Origin of the sequence: Mesorhizobium sp. Mes31, from assembly GCF_024519675.1 — a bacterium.
GTDB lineage: Bacteria > Pseudomonadota > Alphaproteobacteria > Rhizobiales > Rhizobiaceae > Mesorhizobium.
Window position 1 is genome coordinate 129,338 of record NZ_JALJRL010000005.1, and the last position, 19,544, is coordinate 148,881.

Genomic DNA, 19,544 nt, shown 5'->3' on the forward strand with positions numbered 1-19,544 from the left:
CTATTATCTTGCTGCGATAGCGGGTGCGGGCGAACCCGGCAATGCCGGCCGCAACAGCCGCTGATGTCGGTATTCCAGCGCGATTGCGCCCCAGATCAGCCCAAGCAGCAGATAGACGTGGCGCCAGTGATCGATGTCGATGAAGGTGCCGAGCCCGATATTGCCGACGAAGGCGACATAGGCGCACAGGAGATAGGGCTGCCATGGCCGGTCGCGCAGCAGGATGCGGAATCCGGCCGCTATCGTCCAGGCAACGAGCGTCAGGAACGACACGAAGCCGAGCCAGCCATAGTCCATCAGCATCTTCAGCCAGATGTCGTGGGTGTCTTCGCCGAAGATCGTGCCGAAGACCAGCGGGCCGATGCCGAATGGGTGCTCGAGCGCCATCTGGAAGCCGATCGCGTAGCGGGCGAAGCGGCCGAGGCGGGCCGTGTCGTAGCTCTGTTCGAGATGGGCGCGGTTGGAAAACATCTCCGCCACGCCGGGCAACTGCAAGATGACGATCATGGCGATGACCAGCAGCGATAGCGCGGCGATCGTCATCACCACGACGCGCAGCCGGAACATGCCGCTGGCGCTCTGCAGGAACAGGCAGCCGGTGAGCAGGATGGCCGAGACGCCGAACATGCCCCAGGCGCCGCGCGAGAAGGAGAAGAAGATGCCGGCGGTGATGATCAGCAGCGGCACCGCCAGCAGCGGCATGCGCGGGATCGGCCCGGTCAAGAGCAGGTAGAGCAGATAGATGCCAGGCAGCACGAGGAATGGCCCGAAGACATTCGGGTCCTGGAAGGCGCCTGCGGCGCGGTCGTATTTGGTGAACATCTCCGCGCCCGGAAAGGCGTGGAAATAGCCGGCAATGCCAAGCAGCGACGTGATCACCGCCGATACGACATAGGCGAAGAAGATCAGCCGGTAGAGGCTGGGCTGCACCGCCGTCACCGAGGCGAAGAACACGGCGGTGAAGGCGAGAAACAGCGAAACGGAGAGATAGAGCGGGGTGTTGGCGAGGTCCGACATTTGCGTCATGGCGATCATGCCGCCGATGTTCATCGTCACCAGCAGCACCAGCAGCGGCAGCGCCGCACGCGAAATCCTCAGGCCGAAGAGCGCCCAGATGGCGATCAGTCCCGCCATATAGAGTTCATAGGGCGCCGGTTCGCTGATGACGAAGCCGGACAGGAATATGCCGAGGAAGACCGCCGCTGACGAGATCAGCGCGATCAGCTTGGCGTTGACCGCCCCCAGTGGCAGCTCATGGGAAATCGCGCTCAATAGGCGTTTTCCGTGTTCAGCAACCGGATCGGCGTCAGGAACAGGATCCGCAAGTCGAACAGCAGCGACCAGTTCTCGATGTAATAGAGGTCGTACTCCGTCCGCATGCGGATCTTCTCGTTGGTGTCCATCTCGCCGCGCCAGCCATTGATCTGCGCCCAGCCGGTGACGCCGGGCTTGACCTTGTGGCGCGCGAAATAGCCGTCGACCACTTCGTTGTAGAGGAGGTTGTGCGACTGCGCGGCGATGGCGTGCGGGCGCGGGCCGACAAGCGACAGCGAGCCCAGCAGCGAGTTGAAGAATTGCGGCAGCTCATCGATCGAGGTCTTGCGGATGAAGCGGCCGACGCGGGTGACGCGCGGGTCGTTCCTGGTCACCGTCTGCTTGGCGGTCGGGTCCGACCGGTCCGTGTACATCGAGCGGAACTTGTAGACCTCGATGATCTCGTTGTTGAAGCCGTGCCGCTTCTGGTGAAACAGCACTGGTCCCTTGCTATCGAGCTTGATGGCGATGGCGGTCGCCAGCATCACCGGCGAGAACACGACGATGCCGATGAGGCTGAAGACGATATCGAAGGCACGCTTGGCGACCGAATCCCAGTCGTTGATCGGCTTGTCGAAGATGTCGAGCATCGGCACCGAGCCGATGTAGGAATAAGCGCGCGGACGAAATTGCAGCGCGTTCGAATGTGCCGACAGGCGGATATCGACCGGCAGCACCCACAGCTTCTTCAACAACTGCAGCACGCGCGATTCGGCCGTCAGCGGCAGTGACACGATCAGCATGTCGATGCGGGCGATGCGGGCGAACTCGATCAATTCCGAAATGGTGCCGAGCTTGGGATAGCCGGCGACGATGGGCGGCGAGCGCTTGTCGCCGCGATCGTCGAAAATGCCGCAGATACGGATGTCGTTGTAAGGCTGCTTTTCGACGGAGCGGATCAGGACTTCCGCCGCCTTGCCGCCGCCGACGATGACGGCGCGCCGCTCCATGCGGCCGTCGCGTGCCCAGCGCCGGATCAGCTTCGACATCACCAGCCTGAGGCCGAAGATGAGGACGAAACCGACGACGAACCAGGTGCCGAACAGCAGGCGCGAATAGTCCTCCGACATCTTCATGGCGAAGGCAGTCAGCGCCATCAGGGCGAAGGTACCGGCCCAGACCAGCAGGACGCGGCCAAAATTGGCGATCGGCCGCATCAGGGCAACAACCTGGTAGCAGTCCGTAACGTCGAGCAGCACCACGGCAAGGAACGACGTGGCGGCGATCGCCAGCGGGTACTGCCAGACGAGATAGTTGAAGAACCCGACGTAATAGAAATAGGAGCAGAGCCCGGACAGGAACAGCAGCCCGAATTCGACCATGCGCAGGACGCCGCTGACCATGATCGGCGACATCGTATCGCGCCTGTACTGCGACGCGACCTGGCGGGCGACGTCGTTCATGCCACCGGGCGTATCGCCGTCGGTCGGGGCGTCGAATTTGCGCACCGCCTCTGCTGAAAAGCGGCGCGCGGGGTCGATCTCGTTCATGGGGCTTTTCCGCAGGCTTCCCTGCGATGAATAGCAAAAGAGAGCTAAGAAACCCTTGAAACAACAGGTGGCTTTGGAACGGCTTGGGGTTTGCGGCCTACTTGTTCAGGGCGGCGAAATAGGCCTTCTCGATCTCGGCGGCCATCACATCGGCGCCGAAGCGCGCCTTGAGGCTGGCCTCATCGGGCATCAGGTTGCGATAGGCGGCGGGGTCGGCCAGCGCCTGGCTCATCTTGGCCGCAAGCTCGATCGGGTCAGGTCGGATCAGGGCAGGGGAACCGGCGCCGAAAATCTCCGGTATGCCGCCGACGGCCGTGGCGATCATCGGTTTTCCCGCGGCAAGCGCCTCGAGGACGATGTAGGGCATGGCCTCTGCGCGCGACGGAACGACCACGAGCGCCGCCAGCGCGAAGGCTTCCCTGGCCGGCATCGGCGGCAGGAAACGGACATTGCCGTCGAGCCCGAGGCGCTCCACTTGCCTGTGGTAGCGCGGCAGGTCGTCACCATCGCCCACCATGACCGCGGTAAGCGCGCGGCCAAGCTGGGGGCCGGCCGCGGCCAGCGCATCGATGAAGATGTCGGGTCCCTTCAGGTCGCGCATCATGCCGATATAGAGCAGATCGGCACCGTCGGCCCCGGTGACCACCGGCTCGAACTCGGCGGCGCGCAGGCCGTTGTAGACCAAGGTGTTCGGGATCGGCGGTTCGCCGACCTTGCGGCGATAGGTTCGCCTTTCGTAGTCGGAAACAAACAGCAGGCAGTCGGTGAAGCGGGCCATGAAGCGCTCGAGCGCGAAGAACAGCTTTCCGGTGGTCGTGTTCTCGTCATAGTGGAGGGAGCCACCATGCGGCGAATAAAGGCGGGCTACGCGAGACCTTGATACCCGCAACAATGAGCCGAACAGACGGGCATAGGCGCCACCCTTGGCGCCATGCCCGTGCAGCACGTCCGGCCGCAATTCCTTGATGATCCTGTAGGTGCGCCAGGCCGACGTCGCGTCGCCCGGGCCGACATGGCGTTGCATCGGCGTGCGATGGATGCCGAGCGCCAGCATGTCGTTCATCTGCTCGAACAGGCGTTCCTCGAACTCTCCGCCCGTCGTCGAATCGCAGACGATGCCGACCGAATGCCCGGCGGCGACCTGCGCCTCGGTCAGGTCGCGCACATGTCGGAAAATTCCTCCGACGGGTGAGCGAAAGCAATGGACGATCCTGAGGTTGTCCGCCACGTGGTGGTTCGTCAGAAGAGACGTTCGCGGACGTAGACGGTGTCTCCGGGCAGCAGCGGGTCGGAAGTGACCACGCGGCCGGTCATCACCTTGCCGTTGATGTCGCGGGTGATGTCGACGCTTTCCTGGTTGGCGCGCGGTGTGAAGCCGCCGGCAATGGCGATCGCCTTCTGCACCGTCAGGCCGGGGACATAGGAATATTGACCGGCAGCGCCCACTTCGCCCATGACGAAGATCGGCCGGTAGCGGTCGATCTCCACCGAGACGTCGGGATCGCGCAGATAGCCTTGTCGCAACTTGTCGGCGATTTCCTTTTCCATCTGCTGTGCGGTGTGGCCGCGTGCCGGTATGGCCCCGACCAGCGGGAAGGAGAGATAGCCGGATTGGTCAATGCTGTAGGTATTGGTCAGCCCGTCCTGCTCGAACACGGTGACGCGGACGCGGTCGCCGGCGCCGAGGCGGTAGGGCTGTTCGAGCACCTCATGGAAGGCTGCCGGCGTCGGCCGGTAGCTGGAGCAGCCGGCAAGCATCGACACGGCAAGCAGCGCGCGAAAGAGGGAAGCAGTGCTTTTCATGACCGGACACGTACCTTCGACTGGTCGCTGCAGCGTCGCAGCAAGCTCGGGGATCGAGTTCGTTATCATCCTGTTAGGGTTAATGGCCGGTAAAGGAGGCGGCGGATACGGCAGGCGGCAGCAAGAGTTTTTGCGGTCTTTGGCGGTTTTGTTTGTTGCCCTGCAGTAAACCCTAACGCAAGCTTACCGTGATCTTAACGGCTGAGTTACCATAGTTGTTTACGGTGCATCCTGACCCAGTACCGGAGTAGGGATGCATGTCCGTTCAGTCCGCGGCCGCAGATGTCGACGTCGATCTCAGGCAGCTCTTCGCCAGCCTGGCGAGGAACTGGCTGCGCATCCTCGTCGTCACGCTGGTGGTGACCGGCGCGGCTTTCGCGTTCGCATCGACGGCAACCCGGCACTACAAGGCCCAGGCACAAGTCGAGATCATTCCACGTGAATCGGTCTACACGCGGCCGGCCGGCAACAACGACACCGACAAGCCAATCCTCGATGAATCGGGCATTGCCACCCAGGTCCAGATAATTTCCTCCAATGACATCCTCAAGCAGGTGGCGCAGAAGCTCGATCTGGCAAAACTGCCTGAATTCGATGAAGCGGCAGGCATGTCATCGTTGAGTCGCCTGCTGGTTCTGGTCGGGTTGAAAAGCGACCCGATGGACGTACCGGTCGACGAGCGCGTCCTGAAGAAGATGCGTGAGAAGCTCAACGTCTATGGCGTTGAAAAGACCCGCATTGTCGCCATCGAGTTTTCTTCGCAGGATCCAACGCTCGCAGCGGCGATCCCTGACGCCATCGCCGCCGCCTATATCGCTGGGCAAGGGACAGCCAAGCTCGAATCCAATGCCGCTGCCGCTGATTTTCTGGCGCCGGAGATCGCCGACCTGCAGCAGCAGGTCAAGGCCGCCGAGGCCAAGGTCGCGACCTACCGCGCCCAGTCCGATCTTCTGATGGGTGGCAACAACTCGGTGCTGGCCACGCAGCAGCTTGCGGAGCTGTCGAGCGAACTGTCGAAAGTGCGTGGCAATCGTGCCTCGGCGGAAGCGACCGCGGACAACGTGCGCAAGGTGCTGCGGAATGGCGGTTCGCTGGATACGGTGCCGGAAGTCCTGGCATCGGACCTGATCCAGCGTCTGCGTGAGCGACAGGTCGAATTGCGCTCCAACATCGCCGATCTTTCCACGACCCTGCTCGGCAATCATCCGCGCATTCGCGCGCTGAAATCGCAACTGGCCGATCTCGATGCACAAATCCGCGGTGAAGCCGAGAAGATCATAAAGGGCCTGATGGCGCAGGCCGATACGGCCAAGGCGCGCGAGAGCCAGCTTGTCGCTGATGTCAATACGCTGAAGGCGGCTTCTGCGCGCGCCGGCGAACAGCAGGTCGATCTCGACGCCCTGCAGCGCGACGCCGCCGCCAAGCGCCAGCAACTCGAGCTTTATCTGACCAATTACCGCGAAGCGGCTTCGCGCCAGGATCGCAAGTATCTGCCCGTCGACGCCCGGATTTCCTCAAAGGCCTCGGTGCCGTCCGAGCCCTATTTCCCGAAGGTCCTGCCGATCGTCAGCGCCGCTTTCGTCGCATCGCTGCTGATCATGGCCATTGTGACGCTTCTGCAGGAGCTGTTTTCGGGCCGCGCGATGCGACCGGCGGCGGGTGCCCGTTTCGAGCCGATCGACGAGGTCGCGATGCCGGTGGTCCGCCAGGAACCTGCCGCCCTTCAGGAGATGGGAGAACATCCCCCTGAAGCGGTGGTCGAGCCCGACAAAGCCTCGATGCCCGACACAACTGCAATGCCCGATACCGTCGCGCCCGATACGGCCGAGGTGCCTGGCATGGTTGCTATGCCCGAGGCGGTGCCAGCCGAGCGCAGGGCTGCCGAGCCCGAACCGGCACGTTCCAGACTGGGTGAGATCGACATCGAAAAGGCGGCTGAGAAACTGATCGCAAGCGGGGCCGCGCGCGCCATATTCGTCTCTCCGGAGGGCGATGAGGCAGCCGCATCGGCGGTCCTGGTGGCGCGCGAGGTCTCCGACGCCGGGCTGCGCGTCTTGTTGCTGGACCTGACCGCGTCGGGGGCAGCCTCGCGGCCGATGCTGGACAGCGGTCTTTTCCCCGGCATCACCAACCTGCTCGCTTCGGAGGCGCAGTTCACCGACGTCATCCACGCCGATCTCTACTCGGACTGCCACGTCATTCCCGTCGGCACCGCCGATCCGGTCCGCGCCATGCGCGCCGCCGATCGGCTGCCGATCATCATGCAGTCGCTGACCACCGCCTATGACCTGGTCGTTGTCGAATGCGGACCGGCCGATGCGCAAGGCATCGGTCGTCTGGCCGGCGATGCCACCGAGGTCTTGCTCTCGATGCTGGAACCGGATGACGAGGTGGCACAGGCTGCGGTCAAGCTGATTGAAAACGGCTATCCCGACCTGACATTGGTGACGCCGCTCGGCCACGAGCCGCCAGGCAATCCGGTACCGGGACGGCGCTCCGCCGCGTAAAGGAGCCGTGGATCGCCCGCGGAAGCCTGTCAGAAGTCCAGTTCTATCCCAGTTCCAGGGTCGTCACGCCGAATATCCGGTGCGGGCCGAGCTTCGGGGGCGGACCTTTGTACATGCGGGTGGTGGTAAAGGTCGGTGAGAAGCCTCCCGCTTCGAGCGCGGCGATGAAGTCCACCTTGGCGGCCGGAACGTCGATGTGAAGGTCTTCGCCCTCGCACGCACCCGCCAACCCCTCCAGCAGGTGCAGCGCGACCCCAATGTCGTCGGCAAACAGCGGGCCGATCTTGAAGCCATTGCGGCACGAGCGCGCCACGGCATAGCCTGTCGTTCCAAGAGATGTGATCGCCGCCAGCGCGTGGTGGGGCGGCTGCAGCCATCGCCGCAGGAAGGCGCGCCGGGGGGCGGGAAAGCAATGGGCATCATAGGCGATGATGTCGGGCACGAGCTCGGTCTTCACCGTCCTTAGTCCGTCGGCCTTGACCGGCGGGCCCCCCTTGCGGCCGCTGTAGCGGATGGTCTCATAGGACGGGCTGAAGCCCTTGCGCCGGTAATTGGCCTGCTGCTCTGCCACCCCGTCGAGGCCGACAGTGCGACCGGCAAGTCTCTTCATGCCAGCGTTCCAGACCGCCTTGCCGAAGCCCTTGCCGCGCTTGTCCGGCCGGCAGATGTAGAGGCCGATGAAGCCGAATTCACGGCCATAGGCCACCGCCGAGATCGCCGCGACCATTTCGTTGCCGACGAAGGCGCCGATGAAGCCTTCGGGGTCCGCGGCCTGGAACATCGCCGCGTCTTCGAGACCAGGGTTCCAGCCTTCCGCCGCTGCCCAGTCGACGAGGACCGTCAGTTCCTGCAGCGACAGCGTGCGGATGGTCGGCTTCATTGCGCTCACTCCGCTGCGACGGCTCCGGGTGAGAAGGACTTCAGCACACCACGATAGGGCTTGGCCAGCGGGCTCGCATAGGCGCCGCGCTTCGATGTCGACAGGCCGAGTGCGATCAGCGCCTCGGCCTGCTTCAGCGCCGCGCCGACGCCGTCGATGACCGGCAGTTCGAATTCCGCCTGCAGCCGGTGCGCGAGATCGGCCATGCCGGCACAGCCAAGCACAATGGCTTCGGCGCGGTCCTCGTCGATGGCCCGGGCGATTTCGTCGCGCAGCTTCGCGACCGCGCCCGATGCCGGATCTTCGAGCGCAAGCACCGGAATGTCGGCGGCGCGCACGCGCGCCCGTCCCGCCATGCCGTAGCGCTGCACCAGCGCCTCGACCGGCACGCGCGAGCGGTCGGTGGTGGTGACGACGCTGAAGCGCTGGGCGATGAAGGACGCCATGCTGAGGGCCGCCTCGCAGATTCCAATGACGGGAATCGCGGCCATGGCGCGCGCCGCATCGAGGCCAGTATCGTCGAAGCAGGCGATGATGGCCGCCTGCGCGCCGCGCCGCTCACCGGCAGCGATTTCCATCAGCAGCCCAGGAACGGCGAGCGCCTCGTCATAATAGCCTTCGATCGAGGCCGGCCCCATCGATGAGGTCACGGCGACGACTTCGGTCCAGGCGCCGGCGGCCGCGCGCGCCGCCGCCGCGATGGTCTCGGTCATGCTGGCCGTCGTGTTGGGGTTCACAACCAGTATGCGCACGATCAAGCTCTCGCCCGGCGGCGGCCGACATAGACGATGGCGCCCAGCGTTGCCAGGATCACCAGGAAGGAAAACACGGTCGTCACCGTGCCCAGCGCATAGAGCACCGGCGTCGTCACATTGGTCGTCATGCCGTAGATTTCCAGCGGCAGCGTGTTGAAGGTGCCCGACGTCATCAGCGTGCGGGCGAATTCATCGTAGGACAAGGTGAAGCCGAACAGGCCGACGCCGATCAGGCTCGGCGCGATCATCGGCAGCACGACATGGACGAAGGTCTGCCAGGAGGTGGCGCCCAGATCGCGCGCGGCTTCCTCATAGGCAGGCGAGAAGCGGTTGAAGACGGCAAACATGATCAGCACGCCGAAGGGCAGCGTCCAGGTCAGATGCGCGCCCAAGGCCGATGTGTACCAGGCCGGGCGAAAGCCGATCTGCTGGAAAACGACGCCGATGCCGAGCGAAATGATGATCGAGGGCACGACGAGGCTGGCGACGGCGAGGTAGAACAGGGCTGTGGCGCCGCGGAATTTCCGGCGGAAGGCAAGACCCGCGAGCAGCGACACCACGACGGTGACGATCATCACCATGACGCCCAGCACCAGCGAACGCCTGAAGCTGCCGCCGAAATCGCCGACCGCCTGGCGTTCGAACAGATTGGCGAACCAGTGCAGCGAGACACCATTGAGCGGAAACGTCAGTCCGCCCTCGGGCCCCTGGAAGGACAGGATCAGGATCGCCGACAGCGGGCCATAGAGGAACAGCACGAAGAGCGTGAAGAACACGGCCAGCACGTAGAATTCGAAGGTGCGTTTTTCGTGGCTCACGTCACAGTTCTTTCCTGATATCGACGATGCGCAGGATGCCGGCGACCATCAAGAGCACCAGCACCAGGAGCACGACGGCGTTGGCGGCGGCCGCCGGATATTGCAGCAGCGACATCTGGTTCTTCATCATCAGCGCCACCGAGGCGCTCTGCCCGCCCGACATCACCTGCACGGTGGAGAAATCCGCCATCACCAGGGTGACGACGAAGATGGTGCCGATCGCCATGCCCGGCTTGGCCAGCGGAATGATGACGTTCCACAGCACCTGCCAGCCCGAAGCGCCGGCGTCGCGGGCGGCCTCGACCAGCGAACGGTCGATGCGCATCAGCGTGTTGAAGATCGGCGTCACCATGAACAGCGTGTAGAGATGCACCATCGCCAGCACGACGGCGAATTCGGAATAGAGCAGCCATTCGATGGGCTTGGGCACGATGCCCAGATGCACCAGCGTCGAGTTGATCAGGCCGTTGCGGCCGAGCACCGGGATCCACGAGATCATGCGGATGATGTTGGACGTCAGGAACGGCACGGTGCAGACCAGGAACAGCACCATCTGCATGGCCGTGGTGCGGATGTGGAAGGCGAGGAAATAGGCGACCCAGAAGCCGATGAACAAGGTCAGCGCCCAGACGATGGCCGCGAATTTGATGGTGTTGAGATAGGTCTTCCAGGTGACCCAGGAGCCCAGCACATCGGAATAGTTGGTGGTCAGGAAGTCCGGGTACATGGCGGCGAAGTCGTAGTCCCAGAAGGAGACGACGACGATCATGATGATCGGCAAAAGCAGGAACGCACCGAGGATCAGCGCCAGCGGCGCCGATTGCAGATAGGGCGTGACGGCGCCGAGGGAGAAGCGGCGTCGCCTGGCGGGTTTCGCGGCGGCGATTGCGGGACGTTCGAGCGCGACGGTCATCAATGCTCCCGGTGCAGGTTCGCGGTACGGGCGGAGCGGCCTTTCCTTCTCCCGCAAGGGGAGAAGGTGGCCGAGCGAAGCTCGGTCGGATGAGGGTGTTCCATCTTGGCAATGACGGCACTCCGTCCAACATCCCTCATCCGTCTTGGCACTGCGCGCCAATCCACCTTCTCCCGCAAGGGGAGAAGGCGGCGGCGCCGGCTCTTCCTTACGCCGCGATGAACTCGTTCCAGCGCTTCACCATGTAGCGGTCTTCGTCCATGACGGAGTTCCAGCAGGCGACATGGCCCATGCGCTCCTCGAACGAGCCGCCGTCGCGCAGGGCGCCGGCCTTTTCCATGACGGTGCCGTCGGGCGCCTTGATGTCGCCCTTGGCCGGCTTGCCCTCGATCCAGTAGCCCCACTCGTCCTCGGTCATGAACTTCTTGGCCGAGACCATGTTGGCCGAGTAGTAGCCCTGGCGGTTGAGATAGCCGCCGACCCAGCCCGACGTGTACCAGTTGATGTATTCATAGGCCGCGTCGAGTTGCGCGCCCGAGAGATGCGCCGCCAGCCCGAGGCCGCCGCCCCATGAACGGTAACCTTCCTTGAGCGGCTGGAAGCGGCAGGCGATGCCCTTGGAACGGACGGCGGCGACAGCCGGCGACCACATCGACTGGATGACCACTTCGCCCGACGCCATCAGGTTGACGCTCTCGTCGAATGATTTCCAGAAGGCGCGGAACTGGCCGCCCTGCTTGGCCTTGATCAGGAAGTCGATGGTCTTGTCGATCTCCTCCTTGGTCATGTTGCCCTTGTCGGCATATTTGATGTTGCCCATGGCTTCCATGATCATGGCGGCGTCCATGATGCCGATGGAAGGGATGTTGAGGATCGCGGTCTTGCCCTTGAACGCCGGGTCCATGATGTCGGCCCAGGTGGTGATGTCGCGGCCGACGAGATCGGGGCGGATGCCCAGCGTGTCGGCGTTGTAGATGGTCGGCACCATGGTGAACCAGTTGGTCGGCGCCTTGGCGAACACCTTGCTGTCCTGCGCCTCGACGAAGCCGACCGTATGCGGCGCGGTGCCCTGGGCAATCACGCTGTCGGGCGTCAGCTTGCCGGTTTTGAACAGCGGCACCAGCTCGTCGTAATATTTCAGCTTGCTGACATCCATCGGCTGCAGCACACCGGTGGGGAACACCTTCTTGCAGATCCAGTATTCGATGTCGGCGATGTCGTAACTGTCGGGCTGGGTCACGGCGCGCTGGGCGGCGGCGTCGGAATCGGTCGCCGTCATCTCCAGCGTGATGCCGAGATCGGCCTTGCACTTGTCGGCGATGGCATTGAGGTTCGACACGCCGGTGCCGAACTGGCGCAGCGTGATGTTGGACTGCGCCCAGATCGTCGGGAAGCCGGTGATGGCGCCGGAGCCGGCGGCGAGGCCGACGGCGGCCGCACCTGTCTTGAGCAATGAGCGGCGCGATATGCCCGTCTTGGCTTGCGTGATGTCTGTCATGTCTATTCCCCTTTCTTGTTCTGCTTCGTTGACGTCATGAATGAAGGCGGCCGAGGACGATCGCGTCCTGTGGATCCCAGGCGAGCGGTACGGCGTCGCCGATGGCGACCGGTTTGGCGAAGAAGTCGGAATCGTCGACGATGACCGTGAAATCGCCGATGCCGGCGCCAGTGACGGAGAGCTTCACCGTGGCGCCGCGGTATTCGATGTTGGAGACGATGCCGGTGAAGCCGAGGCCGGGCGAGGGTGCGTCGCCGATGCGCACATGGTCGGTGCGGATGGCGATGTCGATCGGCTGCCCTGCCTCCTGTGGTTTCCCGCTGGCGGCGAGCGAGCCGCCGCCATTGATGTCGAAGACGACCATGCCGTCTTGGCTGCCGGTGACGCGGCCGGAGATGACATTGTGGTCGCCCATGAAGCGCGCGACGAAGGCGGTGGCCGGCCGCTCGAACACGTCGCGCGGCGGGGCCGCCTGCTCGATGCGGCCGTCATTCATCACCACGATCAGGTCGGCAAGCGCCATCGCCTCCTCCTGGCTGTGGGTGACGTGCACGAAGGTGATGCCGAGCGACGTCTGCAGTTTCTTCAACTCGGCGCGCATGCGGATCTTCAGGAACGGGTCGAGCGCCGACAGCGGTTCGTCGAGCAGCAGCGCCTCGGGATCGGTGATCAGCGCACGCGCCAGCGCCACGCGCTGCTGCTGGCCGCCGGAAAGCTGCGCAGGGCGGCGCGTGGCATAGGCCTCCATCTGCATCAGCTTGAGCATATCCAGCGCCTTGGCACGGCGCTGTTCCTTGTCGACGCCCTTCATCTTGAGGCTGAAGGCGACATTGTCGATGAGGTCGAGATGCGGGAACAGCGCATAGGACTGGAACATCATCGCCGTGCCGCGCTTGGCTGGCGGCAGGTCGGTGACGACGGTGTTGCCGAGGCGGACATCACCGCTCGAGATGCTCTCGTGGCCGGCGATCATGCGCAGCGTCGACGTCTTGCCGCAGCCGGAAGGACCAAGCAGACAGCAATAGGTGCCAGCGGGGATCTTCAGGCTGATGTCCTCGACGGCGGTCGTCGTTCCATAGACTTTCGAAACGGACACGATGTCGATTTCGGCGGCTTTGGACATCAGGCTTCCCCGTTTGGTCGCATTAACCAAAGCATCATGCGTGCCAACCGCGAGGTGAGCGGCCAAGCGATTGAATCGTTGGCAGAATCTGGATTCTGGATCGTCGCTCACAGAATGGGCTGGGTTGTGCGTTGCACAAATTATGGGCTATTGTGGGCGATATGCACAAAAATCGTATGCAATCTTTTTTGCCTTCGTGTTCACTTTGCCTCTCGTGCTGGCCTCGCGAGTCGCGTTAGAAGGGGGCAGGACAATTTCCGCCATGAACATCGCCGACCAGGTTTATTCAGCCGCCGACAGCGCCACGCAGGATCGCGCCCAGACGATCCGCGACCAGCTGCGCGACGCCATTGTCGATCGCAGGCTGGCGCCAGGCACCAAGCTGTCGGAAGGCGAGGTCGGCACGTTGTTCGATGTTTCCCGCACTGTCGCACGCGCTGCCCTGCAGATGCTGTCCTTCGAAGGGCTGGTGCGCACCGAGCGCAACCGTGGCGCCTTCGTCGCCAACCCGTCGCCGGAGGAGGCGCGCCAGGTATTCGCCTCGCGCCGGCTGATCGAGCCGGGCATCGCCATCGCCGCCTGCGGGCGCGTCGCCGCCGCCGACATCGTCGCCTTCAAGGCGCAGCTCGACGAGGAGGGGCGCTTCATCGCCGAGCGCGGCCCACATGCGCGACGCTCCGAAATCAAGGCGTCGGGCGACTTCCATCTGCTGCTGGCCTCGGTTGCCGGCAATGCTATCCTGCTGCGCTTCATGGAGGAACTGGTGGCGCGCTCGTCGCTGGTCATCGCCCTTTATGGACGATCCGGCGCGTCAGCCTGCGGGCATAGCGAGCACACCGGCATCGTCGGCGCGCTGGAGAGCCGCGATTCCGGGCTGGCGAGCCGGCTGATGCTGCACCACATCGACCATATCGAGGCGGATCTCGATCTGCGCGTCAGGGCCGGCCCGGCGCTCAGGGAAGCCCTGAACTTCTGAGGCCCGGAGCATGGTCCCGGAAAGTGGATACCGGTTTTCGGAAGACATCATGCTCAAACAAGCAGATAGAGCCTCATCCCGATTCCATCGGGGATGAAACGGGCTCTAGCCTTCGTCCTCGGTGCGAGCCGCTGTCTGTCCTGCCGCCTTGCGGCGCAGCATCTTGGTCAGCTTCCAGACCGTCGGGCTGTTCTTGATGAAGGCCTTCAGCCGCGCACCTTGCCGGAGCGTCAGCGCCAGCGCGCGGCCCTTCAGGGTCAAGGGAAACAGCACTTCGAAATGCTGGGTTTCGATATCGCACCACAGCCGCTTGTAGGGCTCGTCGCCGACGGAGAAATCATAGACCTCGAAACCGGTCTCGCAGGCTTCCTGGATGTTGTCGAAGAACAGGAAGTCGCCGGGGCTGGTGTGACCGAGATCGTCCTCGGCGATCGCTCCGAACTCGCAGATCAGGCGCTTGCCCGAACGGCTCGACCCTGTGATGGCACGCAGCTTGCCGGCAACCTCGAGCCCGTGCAGCACGAAGGAAGGCTTGTCCTCGGCAAGCGCTTGCGTGAACAGCGCGCGGAAGAAGGCACGCACTTGCTCGTCGGCGAAGACGTTGGTGATGCCCATCTTGCGAAAGCGGAACTCCTTCATCTCGAAGAAGGCGTCGAGCAGCCTGTTCACCTCGTCCGCAGTGGTGGCCTCGATGCGGCGATGGCTGCCGACGACCTCGAACTTGCGCATCTGCGAGCGGTGCTTCTTGCGCTTGCGCTTGCCGCTGGCGCGCAACAGCAGCGCATCGAAGCCATCGGTGAGATCAACAGCCAGCGACAGGTTGGGGCTGGCGAAATGGTCAAACGCGGCGAGTGGATTGGCGACGCCATCGAGATCGGGCAGCAATCTTTCCAGTGCCAGGAGATCAATGTCCGGACGTGCCCTGGCAATGGCGGTCAGCATCGATCGGATGGCCGGGATATCCGGCCTGGCCAGCCATTGCGGATCGACGGCGATGAAATTGCCGTTGGCGTGGCGCCCACCCATGAAGCGGGCGACGCGGAACGGTCCGGTGCGGCTGACCTCCAGGGCCAGCGAGAAGACCGGCCTGCCTTCGGCGCTCAGCGTCGCGACGAGCAGATCCGGTCCGAGCTGCGCGGCCCAGTTCAGGACCCAGGCAGCACTCTGCGCCGGCGCAAACAGCGCCGAGCGGCAGAACTCGGCATAGGCCGCGAGGCCCTCGGCGGACACCACGGATGTCGACGGCCCGGCCTGGTCCCGCGGCAGGGCGCGGGGCGACGCCTCGGTTGCCGCAAGCCGATTGCCGTCAAATGACGCTGTTGCGTCAACCATACCTCAATCCTTAGGGCGTATTGATCGCGATTTGGGGGTTCGCGTAGGCGCATTCCGTGCTTGGATCAGCCTAGGCGCAAAAGGTGAATGAATGATCGACGGAGGCGAGGCAATCCGGAAACTGGCGCTGAACGTCGCCCGCTATACCGGTCTCGCACCGCTGGCCAAGCCGTTCATCGGCGGCATTGGCGCCATCCTGATGCTGCACCGCGTCACCGCGACGCCGGAAAAGCCTGACAGCGTCAACCGGCATCTGAATATCGCGCCCGGCTTCCTTGACGCCGTGATCGCCGACATGAAGGCGGGCGGCTATGCCTTCGTCTCGATGGACGAAGCGGTTGAGCGCATCAAGGCGGGCGGCAAGGGCGGTCAGTTTGCCACCATCACCGCCGACGATGCCTATCGTGACAACATGACCGAGGCATTGCCGGTGCTGGAAAAGCACGGCGCGCCGATCACCATCTATGTCGCGCCCGGGCTGATCAGCGGCACCGCCTATCTGTGGTGGGATGTGGTCGAGGACATCGTCAATGCGGGCACCCGGCTGACCTTGAACACACCAGGCGGGCCGTTGACGGTCGACTGTTCGACCCCGGCCAAAAAGCTTCAGGCCAACGCACGCCTGCACGCCTACCTCACCTCGGAAGTCCGCGAGGAGGACCTGCGGGCCGTGCTGCGTGACCTGGCGAATGCAACAGGCGTCGACGCTGACGGCCCGCGTCTGCGGACACTGATGAACTGGGATGAAATCCGAGGCATGGCCGCGCATCCGTTGGTGACGATCGGCGCCCATACGATCAGCCACAGCAATCTGAAGCGGCTTTCCGAAGCCGATGCGCGCCACGAGATCGGCGCCGTGCGCGGCCTGTTGCAGGCTGAACTCGGCGAAGAACCGCGTCATTTCGCATATCCCTATGGCTATGCCAGTGCCGTAGGCTGCCGCGAAGTCGGGTTCGCCCGCGACGCCGGCTATACCTCCGCCGTGACGACGCGCCACGGTGTGCTGCGCGCCGAACATGCCGGCTTCCTGCACGCCTTGCCGCGCATTTCCGTCAACGGCCGCTACCAGAGTCTCGCCCACATCCGCACCATGCTGTCGGGCGTGACGACGCCGCTCGCCAACGCCGGCAAGATGCTCGTGACGATCTGACGCCAGCAGGCAGGCTTCCGGCTCAGCGCTTGGCCGGTGGCTCCAGCATCAACCACTTGATGATGCCCATCGCCGGCAGCACCCAGAGCAGGCCGCTCAGCAGGAAGAACAGGAAGTGCACCCACGGCCCCGACTCCGACAGCCGGGCGACCGCGAAGATCGATGCGAGCAGCGCATAGATGATGACCAGCGCCACCAGTAGAAACATTCCGATCAGCTTTTTCAGGCGCACGGGCATGGATGGCCTCCTGGTCGAGGCTGTCGGGAACCCGGACAAGGATCCCGGCGAGCTCAGGGTGTTGGCATCGCATAGGCCTTGACGTGAAGCGGTGCAACCCGACAGACGCGGCGCGACGGCGTGCCGCGCCGCCTGGTCTTGCCAGCACGGGTGCGATGGTCCACCAATCCGCAAAACCAACCTGCCGGGACAAGACCATGGCTGCCATATCAGCTGCCGCGCCATTCGTGGCCCGCGACCGCGACCTGCACAACCGGGCGCTGCTGCGCGGCTGGCTCTATGTCGTGCTTCTGGTGCTGTTCGCGCTGGTGCTGGTCGGCGGCGCCACGAGGCTCACCGATTCCGGCCTGTCGATCACCGAGTGGAAGCCGATCCACGGCGTCATACCGCCGCTCAACGATGCCGAGTGGCAAGAGGAATTCCAGCTCTATCAGCAGATCCCGCAATATGCCGAGCTCAACAAGGGCATGAGCATCGAGGCGTTCAAGTCGATTTTCTGGTGGGAGTGGGCGCATCGTATCCTGGCGCGCAGCGTCGGTCTGGTCTTTGCCTTGCCGCTGCTGTTCTTCTGGGCAACGCGCCGCATCGAACGCGGCCTGGGGCCGAAACTGGCGGGCATTCTCCTCCTTGGCGGACTGCAGGGCGCCATCGGCTGGTGGATGGTAGCCTCCGGTCTGGTCGACCGGGTTTCCGTCAGCCAGTACCGGCTGGCGACCCACCTGACGCTGGCGGCGCTGATCTTTACGGCGACCATGGTCGTTGCACGCGGGCTGGCGCCGCATTCCGAACCCGCCGCCGATCGTTCGACGCAGAGGCTGGCCGGCTTCATCGTGCTTCTGGCGCTGATCCAGATCTATCTCGGCGGCCTGGTGGCCGGGCTCGATGCGGGCCTCAGCTACAACACCTGGCCGCTGATGGACGGCAAGCTGATACCGGGTGATCTGCTGATCCTCGAGCCGGCGTGGCGCAATTTCTTCGAAAGCCCGAAGACGGTGCAGTTCGTCCATCGCCTCGGTGCCTACACGGTTTTCGCCGTCGCGCTCTGGCACATGATTGCGACGCGGACGCGCCTGCCGGGATCAACCCACGCCCGCCGCGCGACGCTGCTGTTCCTGCTGGTGCTGGTCCAAGCCTCGATCGGCATCGGCACTCTGCTGATGCAGGTGCCGCTGCACATGGCGCTGACACATCAGGGTTTTGCGCTTGTCGTGCTGGGTTTTGCCGCCGCGCATTGGCGCGGCACCAAGGGTGCCTATCCCTTGCCGCACGAAATCGCGCTCAGGAACTGATCCGAAGCCGAGCGGCCGGTCACATCCAGAAGGCGTTGGACTGCGTGGTTTTCTCACCGTCGAATTCCGCCTGGCGCAAAGCGGCGGCGGATGGCGTTGATTGGCTCTCAGCGGCCTTGGCAGCCTTGTCGGCGTCGGCGGCCCTGAGCGCGTCAAGTTTAGCCTGGGCGGTCGCGATATCCTGCTGCACCTGGGCAGCCTGAACCTGATCCTTGATCGCCTTGGCCTGGTCTTCCAAATCCTGGATCTGCTTTTCGAGCGCGGCCTCCTGGGCTGCATTGCTCGACGAGATGGACGAGGAATACTGGGTTGCCGAGGAACCCGAGATCGCACTGACCATGACAAATCCCTAGTGGAAGCCAGGATACGTCAATAGCCCATCATGGTGAACAAGCGGTTACGACTGCCGGCGAGCCATCCGCGCGCCGGACCTTCCAGATCCGGCTCGAGAGGTTTTCAGCAATGAGTTCGCGCACTGATTTTCCAGCGCGTCGGAAATACCGGTGCGTCCATCAGAGCCCGAGCATCAGGTCCATGTTCTGGACGGCGGCGCCCGAGGCACCCTTGCCGAGATTGTCATAGACCGCCAGCAGCAGCGCCTGGGCGCGTTTGTCGTTGGCGAAGACGTAGACCTTCATCCGGTTGGTGCCGTTATAGATCTCCGGATCGATCTCCGGCATGCGTTCCAGATGCGCATAGGGCGCCACCTCGACCACGCCGCCCTTGATGGCGGCGAAATGGTCGGCGATGGCCGCGTGAAGCTCCGCACCCGTCGGCACGTGGTCGAGGCCACCGAGCTGCAGCGGCACCACGGTGATCATGCCTTGCGCGAAATTTCCTACCGCCGGCTGCATGATCGGGTCATGCGACAGCCTGGCATAGGCCCGCAGTTCCGGCACGTGCTTGTGCTGCAGGGTCAGGCCATAGGGCAGGAACTCCGAGGCATCCTCGCCCTTGGCGACGTAATCCTCGATCATCGGCCGACCGCCGCCCGAATAGCCGGAAATGCCATTGACCGTGATCGGGAAATCCGCCGGCAACAGGCCGGCGGTGACCAGCGGCCGCAATGTCGCGATCGGTCCCTGGGGCCAGCAGCCGGGGTTGGCGACGCGCTTCGCCGAGGCGATCGTCTTCGCCTGTTCCTTGTCCATTTCGGCGAAGCCATACGCCCAGCCTTCTGCCACGCGATGCGCCGTCGACGCGTCGATGACCTTGGTGGTGTCGTTGGCGATCAGCGAGACGCTTTCCTTCGCCGCATCGTCCGGCAGGCACAGGATCGCGATATCGGCGGCATTGAGGAATTCGGCACGCGCCGCCGTTTCCTTGCGGCGCTCGGCAGGAATGGAAATGATCTCCAGATCGCCGCGCTCGGCAAGCAGCGCGCGAATCTGCAGGCCAGTGGTGCCGTGCTCGCCGTCGATGAAGATTTTCGGTTTCATTGCCTGATCAAATTCCCTG

18 protein-coding genes are annotated in these 19,544 nt (G+C 63.9%); 4 read left to right on the forward strand and 14 right to left on the reverse strand.

The features are described from left to right. Positions 1–3 precede the first annotated feature (3 nt). From NR193_RS10595 to NR193_RS10610, 4 genes are all read right to left on the reverse strand, one after another. Entirely contained in the window at positions 4–1,272 is a 1,269-nt protein-coding gene (locus tag NR193_RS10595) for an O-antigen ligase (protein WP_256750800.1), read from the reverse strand. Continuing rightward, the gene (locus tag NR193_RS10600) at positions 1,269–2,804 is read right to left on the reverse strand and encodes an undecaprenyl-phosphate glucose phosphotransferase (RefSeq protein WP_256750801.1); all 1,536 of its coding nucleotides are present in this window, start codon (positions 2,802–2,804) and stop codon (positions 1,269–1,271) included. The genes NR193_RS10595 and NR193_RS10600 overlap by 4 nt, the downstream gene beginning before the upstream one ends. Before the next feature lie 97 nt (positions 2,805–2,901). After that, positions 2,902–4,032 carry a glycosyltransferase gene (locus tag NR193_RS10605; protein ID WP_256750802.1) on the reverse strand — a complete coding sequence of 377 codons (1,131 nt, stop codon included), beginning with the start codon at positions 4,030–4,032 and terminating at the stop codon, positions 2,902–2,904. Between the two features lie 11 nt (positions 4,033–4,043). After that, positions 4,044–4,607 carry a polysaccharide biosynthesis/export family protein gene (locus NR193_RS10610; protein ID WP_256750803.1) on the reverse strand — a complete coding sequence of 188 codons (564 nt, stop codon included), beginning with the start codon at positions 4,605–4,607 and terminating at the stop codon, positions 4,044–4,046. 257 nt (positions 4,608–4,864) lie between these two features. On the opposite strand from NR193_RS10610, the gene NR193_RS10615 reads away from it, so the two are divergent. Beyond that, positions 4,865–7,114: an exopolysaccharide transport family protein gene (locus NR193_RS10615; RefSeq protein ID WP_256750804.1), complete on the forward strand. Its 2,250-nt coding sequence runs from the start codon at positions 4,865–4,867 to the stop codon at positions 7,112–7,114. Positions 7,115–7,157: 43 nt separating this feature from the next. Here NR193_RS10615 and NR193_RS10620 read toward each other — a convergent pair whose 3' ends face one another. The 6 genes from NR193_RS10620 to NR193_RS10645 form a co-directional block, all read right to left on the reverse strand. Then, complete coding sequence (locus NR193_RS10620; RefSeq protein ID WP_256750805.1) at positions 7,158–7,994, reverse strand: GNAT family N-acetyltransferase; 837 nt, start codon at positions 7,992–7,994, stop codon at positions 7,158–7,160. 5 nt (positions 7,995–7,999) lie between these two features. Further along, positions 8,000–8,746, reverse strand: a complete 747-nt coding sequence (locus NR193_RS10625) for an aspartate/glutamate racemase family protein (RefSeq protein WP_256750806.1) — start codon at positions 8,744–8,746, stop codon at positions 8,000–8,002. A 2-nt stretch (positions 8,747–8,748) separates the two neighbouring features. Continuing rightward, complete coding sequence (locus NR193_RS10630) at positions 8,749–9,567, reverse strand: ABC transporter permease (RefSeq protein ID WP_256750807.1); 819 nt, start codon at positions 9,565–9,567, stop codon at positions 8,749–8,751. A gap of 1 nt (position 9,568) precedes the next feature. After that, positions 9,569–10,480 (reverse strand): ABC transporter permease, encoded by a 912-nt coding sequence (locus NR193_RS10635; RefSeq protein WP_256750808.1) that lies wholly within the window; start codon positions 10,478–10,480, stop codon positions 9,569–9,571. A 208-nt stretch (positions 10,481–10,688) separates the two neighbouring features. After that, the gene (locus NR193_RS10640) at positions 10,689–11,978 is read right to left on the reverse strand and encodes a PotD/PotF family extracellular solute-binding protein (protein WP_256750809.1); all 1,290 of its coding nucleotides are present in this window, start codon (positions 11,976–11,978) and stop codon (positions 10,689–10,691) included. Positions 11,979–12,012: 34 nt separating this feature from the next. After that, complete coding sequence (locus tag NR193_RS10645; RefSeq protein WP_256750810.1) at positions 12,013–13,101, reverse strand: ABC transporter ATP-binding protein; 1,089 nt, start codon at positions 13,099–13,101, stop codon at positions 12,013–12,015. A gap of 262 nt (positions 13,102–13,363) precedes the next feature. Between NR193_RS10645 and NR193_RS10650 the strand changes: the two genes are divergently transcribed. Next, a complete protein-coding gene (locus tag NR193_RS10650) occupies positions 13,364–14,077 on the forward strand; it encodes a GntR family transcriptional regulator (RefSeq protein WP_256750811.1) in 714 nt (237 codons plus the stop codon). 105 nt (positions 14,078–14,182) lie between these two features. Here the strand turns inward: NR193_RS10650 and NR193_RS10655 are convergent, their stop codons facing one another. After that, positions 14,183–15,409 carry a GNAT family N-acetyltransferase gene (locus tag NR193_RS10655; RefSeq protein ID WP_256750812.1) on the reverse strand — a complete coding sequence of 409 codons (1,227 nt, stop codon included), beginning with the start codon at positions 15,407–15,409 and terminating at the stop codon, positions 14,183–14,185. Between the two features lie 91 nt (positions 15,410–15,500). On the opposite strand from NR193_RS10655, the gene NR193_RS10660 reads away from it, so the two are divergent. Further along, entirely contained in the window at positions 15,501–16,559 is a 1,059-nt protein-coding gene (locus tag NR193_RS10660) for a polysaccharide deacetylase family protein (protein WP_256750813.1), read from the forward strand. A gap of 22 nt (positions 16,560–16,581) precedes the next feature. Here the strand turns inward: NR193_RS10660 and NR193_RS10665 are convergent, their stop codons facing one another. Next, on the reverse strand, positions 16,582–16,797 hold the full coding sequence (locus NR193_RS10665; protein ID WP_256750814.1) for a DUF2842 domain-containing protein: 216 nt from the start codon (positions 16,795–16,797) through the stop codon (positions 16,582–16,584). Positions 16,798–16,994: 197 nt separating this feature from the next. On the opposite strand from NR193_RS10665, the gene NR193_RS10670 reads away from it, so the two are divergent. Then, positions 16,995–18,086, forward strand: coding sequence for a COX15/CtaA family protein (locus tag NR193_RS10670; protein ID WP_256750815.1), 1,092 nt, complete (start codon positions 16,995–16,997; stop codon positions 18,084–18,086). Positions 18,087–18,105: 19 nt separating this feature from the next. On the opposite strand, the gene NR193_RS10675 is transcribed toward NR193_RS10670, so the two are convergent. After that, the gene (locus tag NR193_RS10675; protein WP_256750816.1) at positions 18,106–18,426 is read right to left on the reverse strand and encodes a hypothetical protein; all 321 of its coding nucleotides are present in this window, start codon (positions 18,424–18,426) and stop codon (positions 18,106–18,108) included. Positions 18,427–18,598: 172 nt separating this feature from the next. Beyond that, on the reverse strand, positions 18,599–19,525 hold the full coding sequence (gene argC / locus NR193_RS10685; protein WP_256750817.1) for an N-acetyl-gamma-glutamyl-phosphate reductase: 927 nt from the start codon (positions 19,523–19,525) through the stop codon (positions 18,599–18,601). Positions 19,526–19,544: the final 19 nt, after the last annotated feature.